At 69.3% G+C, this 15,371-nt stretch carries 20 protein-coding genes; 2 read left to right on the top strand and 18 right to left on the bottom strand.

The genetic code is table 11. The annotated features are described in order from the left end of the window. Positions 1–2 precede the first annotated feature (2 nt). From rpsE to H613_RS0103940, 5 genes are all read right to left on the bottom strand, one after another. The gene (rpsE, locus tag H613_RS0103960) at positions 3–638 is read right to left on the bottom strand and encodes a 30S ribosomal protein S5 (protein ID WP_026922785.1); all 636 of its coding nucleotides are present in this window, start codon (positions 636–638) and stop codon (positions 3–5) included. A gap of 498 nt (positions 639–1,136) precedes the next feature. After that, entirely contained in the window at positions 1,137–2,033 is an 897-nt protein-coding gene (locus H613_RS24235; RefSeq protein WP_051392912.1) for a carbohydrate ABC transporter permease, read from the bottom strand. Between the two features lie 11 nt (positions 2,034–2,044). After that, positions 2,045–2,968: a carbohydrate ABC transporter permease gene (locus H613_RS0103950; RefSeq protein ID WP_026922784.1), complete on the bottom strand. Its 924-nt coding sequence runs from the start codon at positions 2,966–2,968 to the stop codon at positions 2,045–2,047. Between the two features lie 29 nt (positions 2,969–2,997). Beyond that, entirely contained in the window at positions 2,998–4,398 is a 1,401-nt protein-coding gene (gene ngcE / locus H613_RS0103945) for an N-acetylglucosamine/diacetylchitobiose ABC transporter substrate-binding protein (RefSeq protein WP_026922783.1), read from the bottom strand. Between the two features lie 67 nt (positions 4,399–4,465). Continuing rightward, complete coding sequence (locus tag H613_RS0103940) at positions 4,466–5,395, bottom strand: MurR/RpiR family transcriptional regulator (protein ID WP_026922782.1); 930 nt, start codon at positions 5,393–5,395, stop codon at positions 4,466–4,468. 134 nt (positions 5,396–5,529) lie between these two features. Between H613_RS0103940 and H613_RS0103935 the strand changes: the two genes are divergently transcribed. Beyond that, positions 5,530–6,486 (top strand): N-acetylglucosamine kinase, encoded by a 957-nt coding sequence (locus H613_RS0103935; protein WP_035736132.1) that lies wholly within the window; start codon positions 5,530–5,532, stop codon positions 6,484–6,486. 76 nt (positions 6,487–6,562) lie between these two features. On the opposite strand, the gene murQ is transcribed toward H613_RS0103935, so the two are convergent. Beyond that, positions 6,563–7,513, bottom strand: coding sequence for an N-acetylmuramic acid 6-phosphate etherase (gene murQ / locus H613_RS24230; RefSeq protein ID WP_084546314.1), 951 nt, complete (start codon positions 7,511–7,513; stop codon positions 6,563–6,565). 56 nt (positions 7,514–7,569) lie between these two features. Between murQ and H613_RS0103925 the strand changes: the two genes are divergently transcribed. Then, positions 7,570–8,490, top strand: a complete 921-nt coding sequence (locus tag H613_RS0103925; RefSeq protein ID WP_439330235.1) for a MurR/RpiR family transcriptional regulator — start codon at positions 7,570–7,572, stop codon at positions 8,488–8,490. Positions 8,491–8,532: 42 nt separating this feature from the next. On the opposite strand, the gene H613_RS0103920 is transcribed toward H613_RS0103925, so the two are convergent. The 12 genes from H613_RS0103920 to rplP form a co-directional block, all read right to left on the bottom strand. Continuing rightward, a complete protein-coding gene (locus H613_RS0103920) occupies positions 8,533–9,309 on the bottom strand; it encodes a GH25 family lysozyme (RefSeq protein WP_026922779.1) in 777 nt (258 codons plus the stop codon). 150 nt (positions 9,310–9,459) lie between these two features. Further along, positions 9,460–11,295 carry a glycoside hydrolase family 3 protein gene (locus H613_RS24225; protein ID WP_035735967.1) on the bottom strand — a complete coding sequence of 612 codons (1,836 nt, stop codon included), beginning with the start codon at positions 11,293–11,295 and terminating at the stop codon, positions 9,460–9,462. Between the two features lie 115 nt (positions 11,296–11,410). After that, positions 11,411–11,806, bottom strand: a complete 396-nt coding sequence (gene rplR / locus H613_RS0103910; RefSeq protein ID WP_026922778.1) for a 50S ribosomal protein L18 — start codon at positions 11,804–11,806, stop codon at positions 11,411–11,413. After that, positions 11,806–12,345, bottom strand: coding sequence for a 50S ribosomal protein L6 (gene rplF / locus H613_RS0103905; RefSeq protein ID WP_026922777.1), 540 nt, complete (start codon positions 12,343–12,345; stop codon positions 11,806–11,808). Before rplF ends, rplR begins: the two co-directional genes overlap by 1 nt. Before the next feature lie 18 nt (positions 12,346–12,363). After that, the gene (rpsH, locus tag H613_RS0103900; protein ID WP_026922776.1) at positions 12,364–12,771 is read right to left on the bottom strand and encodes a 30S ribosomal protein S8; all 408 of its coding nucleotides are present in this window, start codon (positions 12,769–12,771) and stop codon (positions 12,364–12,366) included. A 220-nt stretch (positions 12,772–12,991) separates the two neighbouring features. Next, on the bottom strand, positions 12,992–13,177 hold the full coding sequence (locus tag H613_RS0103895; RefSeq protein WP_026922775.1) for a type Z 30S ribosomal protein S14: 186 nt from the start codon (positions 13,175–13,177) through the stop codon (positions 12,992–12,994). After that, on the bottom strand, positions 13,177–13,746 hold the full coding sequence (gene rplE / locus H613_RS0103890; protein WP_026922774.1) for a 50S ribosomal protein L5: 570 nt from the start codon (positions 13,744–13,746) through the stop codon (positions 13,177–13,179). The genes H613_RS0103895 and rplE overlap by 1 nt, the downstream gene beginning before the upstream one ends. Continuing rightward, the gene (gene rplX, locus H613_RS0103885; RefSeq protein WP_026922773.1) at positions 13,746–14,060 is read right to left on the bottom strand and encodes a 50S ribosomal protein L24; all 315 of its coding nucleotides are present in this window, start codon (positions 14,058–14,060) and stop codon (positions 13,746–13,748) included. Before rplX ends, rplE begins: the two co-directional genes overlap by 1 nt. 2 nt (positions 14,061–14,062) lie before the next feature. Beyond that, on the bottom strand, positions 14,063–14,428 hold the full coding sequence (rplN, locus tag H613_RS0103880) for a 50S ribosomal protein L14 (protein ID WP_026922772.1): 366 nt from the start codon (positions 14,426–14,428) through the stop codon (positions 14,063–14,065). A 12-nt stretch (positions 14,429–14,440) separates the two neighbouring features. After that, positions 14,441–14,713: a 30S ribosomal protein S17 gene (gene rpsQ, locus H613_RS0103875; protein WP_026922771.1), complete on the bottom strand. Its 273-nt coding sequence runs from the start codon at positions 14,711–14,713 to the stop codon at positions 14,441–14,443. Beyond that, positions 14,710–14,943, bottom strand: a complete 234-nt coding sequence (rpmC, locus tag H613_RS0103870) for a 50S ribosomal protein L29 (RefSeq protein WP_026922770.1) — start codon at positions 14,941–14,943, stop codon at positions 14,710–14,712. Before rpmC ends, rpsQ begins: the two co-directional genes overlap by 4 nt. 2 nt (positions 14,944–14,945) lie before the next feature. Beyond that, positions 14,946–15,371: a 50S ribosomal protein L16 gene (gene rplP / locus H613_RS0103865; RefSeq protein ID WP_026922769.1), complete on the bottom strand. Its 426-nt coding sequence runs from the start codon at positions 15,369–15,371 to the stop codon at positions 14,946–14,948.

Genomic DNA, 15,371 nt, shown 5'->3' with positions numbered 1-15,371 from the left:
CCTTACGCCTGCGCGGCCTGAGCGGCCTCGGCGCGGGCGCGCAGCAGGCCCTGGGGAGCGATGTCCTCCAGCGGCATGCCGCGGCGGGCCGCGACGGCCTCCGGGCTCTCGAGCTGCTTGAGCGCGGCCACCGTCGCGTGGACGATGTTGATCGCGTTCGACGAGCCGAGCGACTTCGACAGGACGTCGTGCACGCCGGCGCACTCGAGGACGGCGCGGACGGGGCCGCCCGCGATGACGCCGGTACCGGCGGAGGCGGGCTTGAGGAGCACCTGGCCCGCGGCGTCCTCGCCGAGGACCTCGTGCGGGATGGTCCCGCCGATGCGCGGGACCTCGAAGAAGGCCTTCTTGGCCTCTTCGACGCCCTTGGCGATCGCCGCGGGGACTTCCTTGGCCTTGCCGTAGCCGACGCCGACCTTGCCTTCGCCGTCGCCGACGACGACGAGCGCGGTGAACGCGAAGCGGCGGCCGCCCTTGACGACCTTGGCCACGCGGTTGATGGTGACGACGCGCTCGATGTGCGGCGACTTCTCCGCGCGGTCGCGACCGCGACCGTCACGGCCACCGCGACCGCCGCGACCGCCACGTCCGCCGCGGTCACCGCCGTCCCTGCCGCCTTGTTGCTGTTGATCAGCCACGAGACTGATTCCTTTCACTGCTCAACGCCGGCCGCTTGGGGCCGACTCGCTTTGCATGCCCGGGTCTGAGCCCGGCAGAACGCTGCGCCTGGGCGCAACCTCTCGATTATGCCTGCTAGTGCCCGGTGCGCCCAACGGCGGGGTGGAGGTGAGGCAGCGGACACAGCGAATCGCCGCAGCGCGCGTGCGGCGAATACACGAGGCGGTGGCCGCTGCACACGGTCGAACGCTCCTGGCGGCGGCGCGCCGTCGGGCGCACGGAGGAGACCGACGGCGACTTCGATTTCGGCGCCGCGATCCCGCCGCGCGACCGGACGCGCGGAGCATGCGCACGAGCGGCGGCCACCGGCTGGCGGCCGCCGCTCATTCAGGTCGGTGACCTGAACCTTATAGGATATAGAATATAAAATATATGTTATAAGTTATATTTTATCCAGTATAGATTATATGATATAAGCTATATGCTATAGCGAGTACTTGGTTTTCATGCCGCGCGACTCACTTGATGGCTCCGGCGGTCAGTCCCGCCTGGATCTGGCGCTGGAAGATGACGTAGGCGATGAAGATCGGCACCATCGCCAGCACCGTCCCGGCGAACAGGGCTCCCTGATCGCCCTCGTAGCCCTGGCGCAGTGCCAGGTTCGCCAGGCCCTGGGAGATCACCGCGTCCTCGGGGTCGCTCATCAGCACCAGCGGCAGCAGGAACTGGTTCCACTGGCCGATGATGTTGAAGATGGTGATCGCGATCAGGCCGGGTTTGGCCATAGGCAGCATGACCTGGAAGAACAGCCGGTAGTGCCCGGCGCCGTCGATGAGGGCGGCCTCGGCCACGCCGGTGGGGAGCGTCCGGAAGAACGCGGTCAGGAAGAACACCGTGAACGGCAGCGAATAGGCGATGTAGACGAGGATCAGGCCCGGGTAGGTGTTGAGCATGCCGACGTTGTCGAGGATCTTGAACAGCGGGAACAGCGCCAGGAAGACCGGGAACATCATGCCGCCGGCGAAGGCGAAGTAGACGAGCCGGTTGCCGCGGAACTCGTAGCGCGCCAGGACGTAGGCGGCCATCGCGCCCAGCAGCATCGTGCCGCTGATGGAGAACACCATGACCTGGAGCGTGTTGATGAAGTAGGTGCCGATGTTGCCGTTCGTCCAGGCGCTGGCGTAGTTGTCCCACTGCGGCGCCGCGGGCAGGCCGAGCGGGTCGCCGGCGATCTCCCGGGTCGTCTTGAACGAGCTCAGGACGATCCACACGACGGGGATGATGACCATCAGCCCCCACAGCCACAGGAAGGCGTGGGAGAAGACGTTCATGACCGCGCCCTCGCGGCGGGGCTCGCGGGTCGGCGCGGCCGGAGCGGGGGGCTTCCGGGTCTCGATGGAGGTCTGGGTGGCCATGGGGTCGCTCCTCAGAATTCGATCCGCTCGCGGCGCCCGAACCGCAGCGAGACGACGGCCAGGGACAGGGCGGCGAAGAACAGGACGACGCCGAGCGCCGAGGCGAAGGCCTGCTCGCCGTGGGTGAACGCGTACTTCCAGATGACGCCGCCGACGACCTCGCTGGCGCCGTCGGGGCCGCCCTTCCCGGGCGTCATCATGTAGACCAGGACGAACACGTCGAGCGCGATGATCGACAGGTAGATCCAGGCGGTCTGGACCGACTCCCACAGCAGCGGCAGGGTGATCCTGAAGAACGTCTGGAAGCGCCCGGCGCCGTCGACGATGCCCGCCTCGTAGAGGTCCCTCGGGATGGAGGCCATCGCCGAGGAGAAGAACACGAGGTAGAAGCCGACGGCGCTCCACACCAGGACGGCGATGACGCTGGCGAGGACGAAGCGCTTGTCCGCCAGGAAGCCGTTGACCGGCGAGGGCAGCCCGAACGCCTCGAGCCCGCCGGTGATGAGTCCGCCGAAGTTCTCGGGCGCGTACACCTGCTTCCAGAGGATGCCGATGATCGCCAGCGACAGCACCTGCGGGAAGAAGAAGACGATCTTGTGGAAGCGCGAGCCGCGCACGCCCTCGATGCGGCCCTGCCGCGAGCGCCCGCCGATGTTGAGCATGAACGCGAAGAACAGGCCCAGCGCGATGGTGACGACCGGCAGCACCACCAGGATGATCCCGGTGTTGCGCAGGGCCGGCAGGACGAGGCGGTCGTCCTTGAACAGATTGACGTAGTTGTCGAACCCGATGTACTCGAACTGGTTCGACGATCCGCTCCAGTCGGTGAACGAGATCTGGAAGGCCTGGGCGAACGGCAGCAGCACCAGCCAGGCGTACAGCCCGACCGGCAGTGCCAGAAAGCTCAGGATGAACGGGTACTTGCCGTGTCTCATGATCGGTCCGCTCTCCTCAGGCCCTCCTCCTACGCGTCGTGGTGGAACTTCTCGATGCTGTCGTCGGCGGCGGTCTCGTCCGCGACGGTCTGCATCCGCTCGATGAACTCCTCGGGGGTGTTCTCACCGGACATGAGCGCCCCAAGCGCGGGCCGCACCTCATCGTTCATCTTCGTGTACCAGAAGCGGAACCGCGGCTGGAACAGGTCCTCGGGGTTGGAGACGAGCTCGTCGGTCATCTTCGCCGCCGGGTTGTCGAGCTCGACGCCCTTGACCACGGTCGCGGCCTGCACGGTGTCGCCGAAGATCTGCGCGCCCTCCTGGGAGAGCATGATGCGCAGGTACTCGTAGGCGCCGGGCTTGTTGGCGGCCTTCTCGGGCACCACGAACGGCTCGTCGCCGCCGGCGCTGATGAGCCCGGGCTGCGCGCTGCCTTCGAGGTAGGGCACGCCCATCGGCGCGTACTCGAAGCCGTCGGGCGCGATGCCCTTCTGCTCGTTGGGGAGCCAGGAGCCGACGGGGATGAACGCGGCCTCGTGGTTGTTGAACGCCGTCTGCGACTGGATGTGGTCGATGCCCGGCGTGCCGTCGAGGATGTAGCCGGCCTCCCAGAGCCCGTACATGGCCTCGGCGGCGGCCACGACCGAGGCGTTGTGCCACGCGTCGGGCTTGAGTTCGTCGATGTCCTTGAGGACCTGGACGCCTCCGTGGCGCCCGGCGAGCATGAGGAACATGTCGTAGAGGTACACCGGGTGCTGCCCGGCGTAGGTCCACGGCGCGATGCCCTCGGCCTGGATGTCGGGGCACAGGGCGAGCATCTGGTCCCACGTCTCGGGCGGGGTCCATCCCTTCTCGCGGAACAGGGCCGCGTCGTACCAGATCGTCCACGCGGAGAACACGTAGTTGAGCGCGTAGACCTTGCCGTTGAAGGTGCCGGCGGTCAAAACGCCGTCGCGGAGGGTGTCGAGGACGGTGACGTTCGGGTCGTCATAGGAGGGGGCCTCCAGCAGCGGGGTGAGCTCGGCGAGCTCGCCGTCGGTGACGAGGGCGTCCATCGGGATCTGCTGGGCGCCGGAGTTGTCGAGCACGTCGCAGGGCTCGCCCTGGGAGAAGCGCGGCTGCTGGGTCTCGGCGATGGCCTGCGTGGCCGTGTGCTTGATCTCGGCGTCGGGGAAGGCGCGGTTGTAGATCTCCTCGTGCTGGACGGCGTACTCGTTGCCGAAGCCGCCGTCGAAGATGACGACTTCGAGCGGTGCCGAGCCGTCGACGCCGAAGGGGTTCTCGGCGTCGTCGCCGACGCTGACGTCCTCGGTGTCGTCGTCGCCACCGCTGGTGGCGCAGGCGCCGAGCGAGGTCGCCGCCAGTCCGGCCGCGGTGGTCCCCAGGAGGCGGCGGCGGCTGACGTTGGGGGTTGTGGGTGGCTTCCTCATGGGATCTTGCTCCTCGGGCTCTCTTGTGGATCGGTGTGGTCCTGCGGAACGGCGGATCCGTGTTCCGTCAGGTTCGTGGCGCGGGCCGGTGGCCCACGACCGCCCTGGCGCGTGATTCCAGCGCCTCCATCGTCTCGGGGAACCGCAGCTGCGCGACGGCGATGTGGACCAGGTCGGCGACGAGCAGCTGCGAGTGCCGGGTGGCGAGCATGTCGGCGCGGAACCCGGTGCGGCGGGCGGCCGAGAGCAGTTCGACGTCGGCGACCTCGGCGATGGGCGAGTCGGGGCAGGCGGTGACGGCGACGGTCAAGGCGCCGCGGCTGGCGGCCTCGGTGAGCATCTCGATCGTCTCGGCGGTGGCCCCGGAGTGCGAGACGGCGATGGCGACGTCGTCGCCGCCGAGCAGGGCGGCGCTGGCGAGGGCGTCGTGGACCTCGGTCCAGGCCCAGGCGGCGACGCCGGTGCGGTAGAAGCCCATCTGGAGTTCGCGGGCGACGATGGCGCTCGAGCCGACGCCGTAGACGTCGACGCGCCGGGCCGATGCGACCTTGGCGGCGACGCGTTCGACGGCGTCGAGGTCGAGGGTGTCGACGGTGTCGCGCAGCATGGCGGCGTCGACGGTGACGAGCTGCTTGAGGACGCGGTCGAGGGAGTCGCCGGGGGCGATCTCCTGGCCGATGTTGACGTCCCAGCCGGTCTCTGAGCGGGCGGAGGCGCGGCCGGTCTCGGTGGCGATGGCGACGCGCAGGGCCGCGTAGCCGTCGTAGCCGAGGTGGCGGCAGAAGCGGGTGATGGTGCCCGGTGAGGTGCCGGAGAGTTCGGCGAGGTCCATGATGGTGGCGTGCGCCGCGGCCTCGGGGTCGGCGAGGACCTGCTCGGCGACTCTGGACAGGGCCTCGGAGAACTCGCCGGCCTGGCTGCGGATGCGGTCGAGCACACCGGCGGCCGACGGCACGAGGACGGCGTCGTCGGGCGTGTCGGCGATGCTTCGGCTCATGTGTGGTCTCCCTCACGAAGGGTATGAACAAAAACTATTATTCGAAAGACGAGAATGTCAAGGTCTCAAGAATTATTTTTACAGGCGGCCGGGCCGCGCACTCCGGCACGCCGCTCTTGGAGAGAATGGCCCCCATGCATTCACCTCTGTTCCTCGGCATCGACGCCGGAGGCACGCGCACGCGCGCGCTGCTCGCCGACTCCGGCGGCGCGGTCCTCGGCACCGGCGAGTCCGGCCCGGCCAACATGGTCGGCGTGGAGTCCGACACGGCGCTGCGGCGCATGGCCGATGCGGCCGCGGCCGCGCTCGGCCCGGTCGGGCCCGAGGCGGTCGGCGCGGTCTGCGCGGGGGCGGCCGGGATGCTGTCGATGCCCGGCGCCGCCGAGCACTTCGGCGGCGAACTGCGGGCCGCGCTCGGCGTCGGGGCGCCGGTGTCGTTCGTCTCAGACGCCGTGACCGCCTTCGCGGCGGGCACGGACGAGGCCGACGGCGCGGTCGTCGTCGCCGGGACCGGCGCGGTCGCGCTGGCGGTGCGCGGGCACACCGAGATCGCCGGGCGGTCGGACGGCTACGGGTGGCTGCTGGGCGACGAGGGCTCGGGCTTCTGGCTCGGGCGCGAGGCGGTGGCGGCGACGCTGCGGCACTTGGACGGAAACGGGCCGGGCGGCTGGATGGCGCAGGCCGTCATCGCCGCGATCGGGGCGCCGAACCGCACGTCGGCGGCGGTCATCGGGCGCTGCATGGCCGAGTCGCCGGTCCGCTTGGCGCGGTTCGCCCCGGTGGTGTGCGAGGCGGCCGAGGGCGGGGACGCGCTCGCGCGGGACATCGTGGACCGGGCGGTCGGGCACCTGGCGGCGACGGCCGGGGCCGTGGCCGAGCGGGGCCGCCCGATCGTGCTGGCCGGGAGCCTCTTGATCGAGGCGACGCCGGTGGCGCTGGGCCTGCGGGAGCGCTTGGCCGAGGACCTCCCCGGCACGCCGGTCGCGCCAGCGGCCGAGCCGGTGTGCGGCGCGGCGTGGCTGGCCGGGCGCGGCTTCGCCCGCGACGCGGCGGCGAGGCGGGAGCTGCACCGGCGGCTCACCGGCGCTTGAGCCTTGGAATCTATAGCATATAAATTATAGATATAAGTTATAGGATATAACCTCGTCAGTGTAGATGTGTGGCCGCTCAGGCGCTGTGCCGCTGCACCGAGTCGGCGGTCAGCGCGGCGGCGAGGCGGCCGTCGGCCTCGGTCAGGCGCCGGTCGGCCTCGGCCGCGTCGACGCCGAGCTCGATCATGACCACGGCGGTCTTGATGCGGTTCCCGGCCGACGCGAGCGCCGCCTGGGCGGCGGGGCGGTCGGCGCCGGTGATCTCGCCGATCATGCGCACGGCGCGGTCGGCGAGCTTGGAGTTGAGCACCCGCATGTCCACCATGTAGTTGCGGTAGACCTTGCCGAGCCTGACCATGGTGATCGTCGAGATCATGTTGAGCACGAGCTTCTGGGCCGTCCCGGACTTGAGCCGGGTCGACCCGGCGACGACCTCCGTGCCGACCCGGACCTCGATCGCGTGCTCGGCCTCGGCCGACAGGACGGTCCCCGCGTTGCACGACAGGCCGACGGTGAGGGCGCCGCGGCGGCGGGCCTCGCGGACGGCGGCCACGACGAACGGGGTGCGGCCGCTGGCGGCCAGGCCGACGACGACGTCGGCGGGCCCGATGCCGTCGGCCGCGATCGCGGCGGCCCCGGCCTCGGCGTCGTCCTCGGTGCCCTCGACGGCGCCGCCCTCGGCGGCCCTGCCGCCGGCGAGGATGGCCGCCACGAGCTCGGGCGGAGTGGAGAACGTCGGCGGGCACTCGGCGGCGTCCATGACCGCGACCCTCCCGGCGGTGCCCGCGCCGACGTAGCGCAGGCGCCCGCCGGAGGCGAGGCGCTCGACGACGGCGTCGATCGCGTCGGCCAGTTCGGGGAGGACGGCGGCGACCGCGTCGGGCACGGTAGCGTCGGCCTCGTTCATGGTCCGCGCCAATTCCAGGGTCCCGAGCCGGTCGATCGCGGCGTACCTGGGGTCGGCTCGTTCGGTCGACAGCGTCGCCAATGCGGCGTGCGCGTCGCGGTCCTCGCTCGTCTCACTCACAGTTGCGAGCCTAGCTCGGTGAAGATAAATTTCATCGCAGTCATGATTTGTGAAGAATTGTACCGTTGCTTCGGGTGTACCGTGAGCACATGCCTGCCAGCCGCACCGACACGCCGAACCTCCTGGTGCTCATCAAATCCCTCCTCCCCTCGCTGTCGAAGGCCGAGACGAAGGTCGCCCAGGAGATCATCCGCGAACCCGAGGCAACCGCGACGCGCACCATCACCGAGCTGGCGCGCGCCGCCGGGACCTCGGAGGCCACCGTCGTCCGGTTCTGCCGCTCCCTCGGGCTGGCCGGTCACCGCGAGCTGCGGATGCGGGCCGCGCAGGCCGTCATCTCGACCGACGAGGGCCCCGACCGGGAGATCGCCGGGGGCGACATCCCCACCGGCGCCGACATGGCCCGCGTCATCGCCACCGTCAGCTACGCCGACGTCGGCGCCATCACCGACACCGCCGACGCGCTCGACACCGACGCCTGCGAAGCGGCCGTCGCCGCGCTCGCCGCGGCCGGGCGCGTCGACGTCTTCGGCGTCGAGGCCTCCGGGATCGTGGGCGCGGACCTGACCAAGAAGCTCCACCGCATCGGCTGCACCGCGTTCTGCTGGCCCGACGTCCACTCGGCGCTCGTGGCCACGGCGCTCGCGGGAAGCCACGACGCGGCCGTGGGGATCTCGCACTCGGGGGCGACGACGGAGACCGTCGAGTTCCTGGAGGCGGCGCGGGCCCGCGGCTCGGCGACGGTGGCGATCACCAACCACGCCCGCTCGCCGCTGGCCTCGGTGGCCGACCACGTGCTCACCACCGCCGCGCGCGAGACGACGTACCGCTCGGGGGCGACGGTGAGCCGCATCGCCCAGCTCATGGTGGTCGACTGCCTGTTCGTCGGCGTCGCCGCGCGGCTGCGGCGGCGCAGCGTCAAGGCGCTGGCCGCCACCGCCGCGGCCGTCTCCGGCCGCCAGCGGGCGGCGCAGTAGCCGGAGACCGGACCGCGGCGGGCCCGGCCTCCGGGACGGGGACTACGTGTTGTTCGCCAGGGCCAGCAGGCGCGCCTGCGAGCCGTTGAAGTGGTCGCGGTCGACGTTGCCGGCGATGCCCGAGACCGATCCGCTCGAGGTGTACTGCCAGAACGTCCAGGTGGTGTTGCTCCAGCCGGCGGGGAGGGCCGGACTGGAGGCGCCCCAGTGGGCCACCCACAGCGGGCTCTTGGCGGCCATGCCGGTCCATGAGCCGGTACAGGAGTTCCACCATGAGGCGGTGGTGTAGATGACGACGTCGCGGCCGGTCCGGGACTTGTACGTGTTGTAGAAGTCGGAGATCCAGTTGCGCATCTGGGTGGTGGAGAGGCCGTAGCACCGCGCGCCCGAGGGCGGGGCCTCGAGGTCGACGGCGCCGGGGAGGGTCAGGTTGTCGGCCGACCAGGCCCCGCCGTTGGAGGCGAAGAAGTTCGCCTGCGTCGAGCCGGACGAGTACGAGGGCCGGGCGAAGTGGTAGGCGCCGCGGATGACGCCCGCGTAGTAGGCGCCCGGATAGTTGTCGTCGAATCGGGGGTCCCGATAGGAGGTGCCCTCGGTGGCCTTGATGTAGGCGAAGTCGATCCCGGCGTTCTTGACCGAGGTCCAGTTGATCGAGCCCTGCCAGTTCGAGACGTCGACGCCGGTCGGGCTGGACTGGGCCGAGGCCGGGCTCGCCACGGCCATGAGCGCCGCGGTGAGCGCCGCCGAGGCGAGCAGGCCGATGAGCGCCTTGAGGCCGCGGCGTCTTGGGCGGATTTCGTCGCTTGAGAAGTGGTTCACACGAGACTCCCTGCTTGTAAGGAGATCTACCGATTGGGGGAGAGTGCGAGGTATCGCACTCGGACCCAGTATGGAGAGAAGTTCCATACGGCGTCAAGCGTGTGAAAATAACTTTCTTCGACTTCTCGGGAAAATCGGGATGACCCGGCGCTACCAGCCCGAACCGGAACCGAACTCGAACAGGACGTTGCCGGAGCCGTCACCTGCGGGAACGTCCACCGGGAGGCGGCCCTGCGGCGTGATCTCACCGCGGACGGCCTCCGCCAGCGACCGCAGCGCGCCATCGGTGTAGGAGTACGTCGCCAGGTACGCGTTGACGCCGGTGAGGTGCGCGATGTCGTAGGGAGTGCCGACCGCCGCCGCGACCACCGGGACGCCCGAGTCCAAAAGGGCGTCGACGAGGTCGATCTGCGGCGAGCCCGCGGCGACCGAGAACGTCGACACCACGACGAGGTCCTTGCCGCCAGCCGCGGACACCGCCGAGGCGATGGCGTCGCCGCCCGGCTCGTCGCCGGTCAGGAGCACCTCGGCCTGGGCGCCGAGGCGGTTCAGCTCGTCGGCGATGACGGCGGTCGTGTTCTCGCCCCAGCCGGTCACGAGCACCGACGCGCCGTCGGCCGCGAGCGGGAGCACGCCGTCGTTCTGCAGCAGCGTGATGGCGCGGTCCGAGATGTCGTCGGCCGCCGCGAGGTGCTCGTCGGTGCCGACGACGTCGGGCGCGGCGCCCGCGTCGGTCATCGGACCGGTGACGATGCCGCGCCGGTACTTGAGCTCCAGGAGCCGCCGCACCGAGGCGTCGACGCGGTCCTCGGTCAGCTCGCCGGATTCGACCGCCGCCAGCACCGCGTCGCGGGCCAGCACGAAGTCCGGCGGCATGAGCAGCATGTCGACCCCGGCCAGGAGCGCCATGACCGGCACGCGCTCGTCGCCGAACTCGGTGCGCACGCCCTCCATCTCCAGGGAGTCGGTGATGACCACGCCGTCGAAGCCGAGCTCGTCGCGCAGCAGGCCGGTGAGGATCGGCTTCGAGAGCGTCGCGGGCTTGAGGGAGTCGTCGAGCGCGGGGAACTGGAGGTGCGCCGACATGATCATGTCGACGCCGGCCTCGATCGCGGCCTTGAACGGCGGCGCGTCGATCTCGGCCCACTCGTCGGCGGAGTGGGTGATCACCGGCAGGCCGACGTGGCTGTCGACGTCGGTGTCGCCGTGGCCGGGGAAGTGCTTCGCCGAGGCCGCGACGCCGCCGGTCTGGTAGCCGGTGACCTGCGCGGCCGTCAGCTCGGCGGTGAGCGCGGGGTCGGAGGAGAACGAGCGGACGCCGATGACCGGGTTCGCGGGGTTGACGTTGACGTCGGCGTCGGGGGCGAAGTTCAGGTTCAGGCCCATGGCCCGCAGCTCGGCTCCGGCGATCTCGGCGGCCCGCGAGGCGGCCTCGGCGTCCCGGGTGGCCCCGAGCGGCATGGCGCCGGGGAACTGCGTGGCGGGCTCGCCGATGCGGGCGACGACGCCGTACTCCTGGTCGACGGCGACGAACAGCGGCACGCCGTCGCCCGCGGCCTCCTGGAGGCCGTTGGAGAGTTTCGCGGTCTGCTCGGGATCGTCGACGTTGCCCGCCCACGTGAAGTAGATGATCCCGCCGGGCCGGTGGGCCTCGATGAGCTGCGCGGCGTTGTCGACGCCGAAGCGGTCCTGGTTGGCGGCGACGTCGTCGGGATCATCGGTGTCGGCGCTGGAGCCGTTGACGTACACCATGAACAGCTGGCCGACCTTCTCCTCGATGGTCATGGACGCCAGCCGGTCGGTCGCGTACTCCTTCGCTTCGTCGATGGCCTCATCCTGCCCGGTGCTCGGATCGGTCGGGTCATCGGATCCGGACTCGTCCTTGGAGCATCCGGCGGCCGCCAGGGAGGCGGCCACGCCGGAGGCGAGCACCGCCTTGCGGGTCATCTTCGGGGATCGCACCGGACCAGTCTTCCTTACGCCCATCGGGCGTTCAAGGCAGGTCGGCCGTGTCGTTCACCATCCACACCGAACCCCGGCACGAACGGAAGAGCCGGGAAGGAGCAAGGCTCCCTCCCGGCTTTCGAGCCGTGCTATGCGGTTAGAACTTCAGGCCGTTGTCGCGGGCGGCGTCGGCCAGGGCCGCGATGCGGCCGTGGTACTGGAGTCCGCCGCGGTCGAACACGACCGCTTCGACGCCGGCTTCCTTCGCGCGCTCGGCGACGAGCTTGCCGACCTCCTTGGCCTTCGCGGTCTTGTCGCCCTCGAAGGCGCGCAGGTCGGGCTCGACCGTCGACGCGGCGGCCAGCGTGTGGCCCTTCACGTCGTCGATGACCTGGGCCACGATGTGCTTCGAGGAGCGGAACACCGCCAGGCGCGGCTGCTCGGCCGTGCCGGTGACCTTCTTGCGGCCACGGAAGTGGCGCCGGTTCTTCGCGATCCGACGGCGCTGGGAGACCGACCCTGACGGGCGACGGCGCTCGAGTTTGCTCGCCATTACTTACCTGCCTTCCCGGCCTTGCGGCGGATGCGCTCGTCGACGTACTTCACGCCCTTGCCCTTGTAGGGCTCCGGCGGACGCAGTCGGCGGATGTTCGACGCGACCTGACCGACGAGCTGCTTGTCGATGCCCTCGACGTGCAGCAGGGTCGGCCGCTCGACCTGGAACGAGATGCCCTCCGGCGCGTCGACCTGGATGGTGTGGGAGAAGCCGAGGCTCATCTCCACGCCCTTGCCCTTGGCCTGCGCGCGGTAACCGGTGCCGTTGATCTCCAGGGACTTCTTGTACCCCTCGGAGACGCCGACGACCATGTTGTTGACGAGGCTGCGCGCCAGGCCGTGCAGGGCCCGCGACTTGCGCTCGTCGTTCGGGCGGGTCACCTGGAGCGAACCGTCCTCGTTCTTCTCGATGCCGATGGGCTCGGGCAGCTCGCGGACGAGCTGGCCCTTGGGGCCCTTCACGGTGACCGTCGCGCCGTCGATCTTCACGTCGACGCCGGAGGGCACCTGGATCGGCTGCTTCCCAATGCGGGACATGCTTCATACCCTCCTTGACTACCAGACGTAGGCGATGACTTCGCCGCCCACGCCGCGCTTGCGAGCCTGGCGGTCGGTCAGCAGGCCGTGGGAGGTGGACACGATGGCCACACCCAGACCGCCGAGCACGCGCGGCAGCTCAGTGGACTTGGCGTAGACCCGCAGGCCCGGCTTCGAGACACGGCGCACGCCCGCCAGGGACCGCTCGCGGTGCTCGCCGAACTTCAGGTCGACGACGAGTTTCTTGCCGACTTTGCCTTCCTCGGGGTCCTCGACGCGCCAGTCGGCGATGTAGCCCTCCTGCTTGAGGACCTCGGCGATGGAGGCCTTCATCTTGGAGTGCGGCATCGACGTGGTGTCGTGGTAGGCCTGGTTGGCGTTCCGCAGACGCGTCAGCATGTCTGCGATCGGGTCGGTCATTGTCATGCTCTTGATGTACCTTTCTCACCCCGGTTCCCCCGCGATGGAAGGGGGCCTGTGGCGATCGATATGGATTTTGAAGCCCGGCTCCAACAGCTGGTGGCTGGAGCCGTTCCAGGGCGAATCTGACAAGGTTCTCGCAGGAGCTAGTCCTTAGGCGGAGCGCCAGCGGAGCGGACTTGCGACGAGAGAACCGCAGCTCAGATTCGTTCTGGGGCGGCTCCAGTTACCAGCTGGCCTTGTGGACGCCTGGGAGTTCGCCGGCGTGGGCCATCTCGCGCACGCACACACGGCAGAGCCCGAACTTGCGGTAGACCGCCCGGGGGCGACCGCACTTCTGGCAGCGGCTGTAGGCCTGCACTGCGAACTTCGGCTTGCTCTTGGCCTTCGCGATGAGCGCTTTCTTCGCCATTAGTCGTTCTCCTTGAACGGGAAGCCGAGGTGCTTGAGCAGCGCCCGACCTTCGTCGTCGGTCTTCGCGGTGGTCACCACCGTGATGTCCATGCCGCGCACCCGGTCGATCTTGTCCTGGTCGATCTCGGGGAACACCGCCTGCTCGGTCAGGCCGAACGTGTAGTTGCCGTTCCCGTCGAACTGCCGGTCCGACAGGCCGCGGAAGTCGCGGATGCGGGGCAGCGCGATCGACAGCAGCCGGTCGAGGAACTCCCACATGCGGTCGCCGCGGAGGGTCACCTTCGCGCCGATGGCCTGGCCCTCGCGCAGCTTGAACTGCGCGATCGACTTCTTGGCGCGACGCACGATGGGCTTCTGCCCGGTGATCGTCGCCAGGTCCTCCAGAGCGCCGTTGATGAGCTTGGAGTCGCGAGCGGCCTCGCCCACACCCATGTTCACCACGATCTTCGTCAGACCGGGGACCTGGTGGAGGTTCACGTACTTGAACTCGTCGGTCAGCTTCGGCCTGATGTCGGACTTGTAGGTCTCCTTCAGGCGCGGAGCGATCTTCTCTGCAACGTCAGTCATCACAGGTCCTTACCCGTCCGCCTCGAGACGCGGACCTTGCGGCCGTCGTCGCCGACCCGGTAGCCCACGCGGGTGGGCTGGTTGTCGGCGTCGAGCACCATCACGTTGGACACGTGGATCGACGACTCCTGGGTGACGATCCCGCCGGTGCGCGAACCGCGCGCCGTCTGTCCGGCCTTGGTGTGCTTGGTGATCCGGTTGACGCCCTCCACGAGCACGCGCTCGCGGGTCGGGTACGCCTCCAGCACCAGGCCCTCGGCTCCCTTGTCCTTGCCCGCGATGACGCGGACGCGGTCGCCTTTCTTCACCTTCATCTCTACAACACCTCCGGTGCGAGGGAGATGATCTTCATGTACTGCTTGTCGCGCAGTTCACGGGCGACCGGCCCGAAGATGCGGGTCCCTCGCGGTTCGCCGTCCTTGACGAGGACCGCGGCGTTCTCGTCGAACTTGATGTACGAGCCGTCCGGGCGGCGGCGCTCCTTGACGGTGCGCACGATGACGGCCTTGACGACATCGCCCTTCTTGACACCGGCACCCGGGATGGCGTCCTTGACGGAGGCCACGATCGTGTCGCCGATACCGGCATAGCGTCGGCCCGAGCCGCCCAGCACCCGGATGCACAGGATCTCCCGCGCACCGGTGTTGTCGGCGACCTTCAGCCGCGACTCTTGCTGAATCACGTCCCGATCTCCCTACTTGGCCTTCTCAAGGATCTCCACGACGCGCCAGCGCTTCGTCTTCGACAGCGGCCGGGTCTCCATGATGGAGACGCGGTCGCCGACGCCGCACTGGTTGTTCTCGTCGTGGGCCTTGTACTTCTTGGTGGACCGGAGCACCTTGCCGTACAGCGGGTGCTTCTTGCGGTCCTCGACTTCGACCACAGCGGTCTTGTCCATCTTGTCGCCGACGATGACGCCCTCGAGCACCTTGCGCCGGCCGCGAGTCTCTACAGTCTCCTCGCTCATTCCTCATCCCCTTCCGGCGTGGCGCTGAGGCCCAACCGGCGCTCGTTCATGACGGTGTAGATCCGCGCGATCTCCTTGCGGACCAGGCCGAGCATGTGGTTGTTCTCCAGCTGCCCGGTGGCACCCCGGACGCGCAGGTTGAACAGCTCTTCCTTCTTGTCCAGGAGTTTCGCCTGGAGCTCCTTGTCGCTGAGCTCGCGGAGCTCACCGGCGTCGATACCAGTCGCCATCACTACTCACCTGCGCCTTCACGCGTCACGATGCGGCACTTCATGGGCAGCTTGTGGATCGCCCGCATGAGCGCCTCGTGGGCGATGGTCTCGGTCGGGAACGACAGTTCGAACATCACCCGGCCGGGCTTGACGTTGGCCACCCAAAACTCGGGCGAGCCCTTGCCGGAGCCCTGACGGGTCTCGGCCGGCTTCTTCGTGATGGCGCGGTCGGGGAAGATGTTGATCCAGACCTTGCCGCCACGCTTGATGTGGCGGGTCATCGCGATACGGGCCGCCTCGATCTGGCGGTTGGTCACATAGCTGTGCTCCAGCGCCTGGATGCCGTACTCGCCGAACGTCACTCGGGTGCCGCGAGTCGCCTTGCCCTTGCGCCCCGGCACGTGTGGCTTGCGGTAGCCGCGCGGCGGTTTCCGTGGCATGAGCAT

This window comes from Glycomyces arizonensis DSM 44726, from assembly GCF_000482705.1.
In the GTDB taxonomy this organism is placed as follows: Bacteria; Actinomycetota; Actinomycetes; order Mycobacteriales; family Micromonosporaceae; genus Glycomyces; species Glycomyces arizonensis.
This window is presented reverse-complemented; position numbering and strand designations above follow the sequence as displayed.

Coding starts and splice junctions, on each gene's coding strand:
- H613_RS0103895 (WP_026922775.1), bottom strand. CDS start 13,177: ATGGCGAAGAAAGCGCTCATCGCGAAGGCCAAGAGCAAGCCGAAGTTC.
- H613_RS0103940 (WP_026922782.1), bottom strand. CDS start 5,395: ATGAGCCGAAGCATCGCCGACACGCCCGACGACGCCGTCCTCGTGCCG.
- rplE (WP_026922774.1), bottom strand. CDS start 13,746: ATGACTGACGTTGCAGAGAAGATCGCTCCGCGCCTGAAGGAGACCTAC.
- ngcE (WP_026922783.1), bottom strand. CDS start 4,398: ATGAGGAAGCCACCCACAACCCCCAACGTCAGCCGCCGCCGCCTCCTG.
- rpmC (WP_026922770.1), bottom strand. CDS start 14,943: ATGGCGACTGGTATCGACGCCGGTGAGCTCCGCGAGCTCAGCGACAAG.
- H613_RS0103950 (WP_026922784.1), bottom strand. CDS start 2,968: ATGAGACACGGCAAGTACCCGTTCATCCTGAGCTTTCTGGCACTGCCG.
- rplF (WP_026922777.1), bottom strand. CDS start 12,345: ATGTCCCGCATTGGGAAGCAGCCGATCCAGGTGCCCTCCGGCGTCGAC.
- rpsH (WP_026922776.1), bottom strand. CDS start 12,771: ATGACAATGACCGACCCGATCGCAGACATGCTGACGCGTCTGCGGAAC.
- rplP (WP_026922769.1), bottom strand. CDS start 15,371: ATGCTCATGCCACGGAAACCGCCGCGCGGCTACCGCAAGCCACACGTG.
- rpsQ (WP_026922771.1), bottom strand. CDS start 14,713: ATGAGCGAGGAGACTGTAGAGACTCGCGGCCGGCGCAAGGTGCTCGAG.
- rplX (WP_026922773.1), bottom strand. CDS start 14,060: ATGAAGGTGAAGAAAGGCGACCGCGTCCGCGTCATCGCGGGCAAGGAC.
- rplR (WP_026922778.1), bottom strand. CDS start 11,806: ATGGCGAGCAAACTCGAGCGCCGTCGCCCGTCAGGGTCGGTCTCCCAG.
- H613_RS24225 (WP_035735967.1), bottom strand. CDS start 11,295: ATGGGCGTAAGGAAGACTGGTCCGGTGCGATCCCCGAAGATGACCCGC.
- H613_RS0103935 (WP_035736132.1), top strand. CDS start 5,530: ATGCATTCACCTCTGTTCCTCGGCATCGACGCCGGAGGCACGCGCACG.
- H613_RS24235 (WP_051392912.1), bottom strand. CDS start 2,033: ATGGCCACCCAGACCTCCATCGAGACCCGGAAGCCCCCCGCTCCGGCC.